This window comes from Phreatobacter sp. AB_2022a (assembly GCF_026847585.1).
GTDB lineage: Bacteria > Pseudomonadota > Alphaproteobacteria > Rhizobiales > Phreatobacteraceae > Phreatobacter.
Genome location: NZ_JAPSET010000112.1, coordinates 1 through 736, shown reverse-complemented (window position 1 = coordinate 736; position 736 = coordinate 1). Strand labels below are relative to the sequence as shown.

The window sequence follows — 736 nt, the reverse complement described above, 5'->3', positions numbered from 1 at the left end:
ATAGACCACCGAGGCGTCGGCGCCGGTCCGGTCGCGGGCTTCCGCCACCGTATCGAACACCGGCAGGCCGAGATGGGTCTGGCCACCTTTGCCCGGCGCGACGCCGCCGACCATCTGCGTGCCATAGGCGATGGCCTGCTCGGAATGGAACGTGCCGTTCTTGCCGGTGAAGCCCTGGGTGATGACCTTCGTCTTCTTAGTGATCAGAATGGACATTGAAGGTCCTCACTTCTTCGCCTTGGACTTCGCGCCGGCGGTCTTCTTGGCCGATGCGCTGCCCGATTTGGTGGATGCGGCCTTCGGCGCCGCTGCGGCCTTGGCCGCGCCTTTGGCCGGTGCCTTGCCCTTCACGGCGGGCTTGGCGACCGCAGCCTTGGCGACGGCAGCCTTGGCGGGCGCGGTCTTGGCAGCGGCCTTGCCGGCAGCCGCCTTGGTGGCCGAAGCCTTGACCGCGGGGGCCTTGGCGGCGGCCGGCTTGGCGCCGTCCTGCTTGGCCTTGGCCGCCTTCGCGGCCGGAGCCTTCGCGGCGGGAACCTTGGCCGCGGCGGCCTTGGCCGAAGCAGCCTTGGCGGGCGCCTTCGTCGCCGGAGCCTTGGTCGCCGGAGCCTTGGTCGCGGGAGCCTTGGTCGCGGGAGCCTTGGTCAGGGCCGCCTTGGCGCCGGTCTTTTTGGCCGGAGCCGCCTTGGCGGGGGCCGCGACGCTCTTGCCGTTGACGGCGGCGACGATCTTCTGGGCA

The 736-nt window shown here is 70.5% G+C and carries 1 protein-coding gene and 1 pseudogene; both read right to left on the bottom strand.

All coding sequences use genetic code 11. The features are described 5' to 3' along the window. Positions 1-216: pseudogene (locus OZ671_RS31900) on the bottom strand (succinate--CoA ligase subunit alpha); the annotation flags it as partial. Between the two features lie 9 nt (positions 217-225). After that, positions 226-736 (bottom strand): hypothetical protein (locus OZ671_RS31895; protein WP_268864426.1); only part of this gene is annotated, 511 nt, incomplete at its 5' end.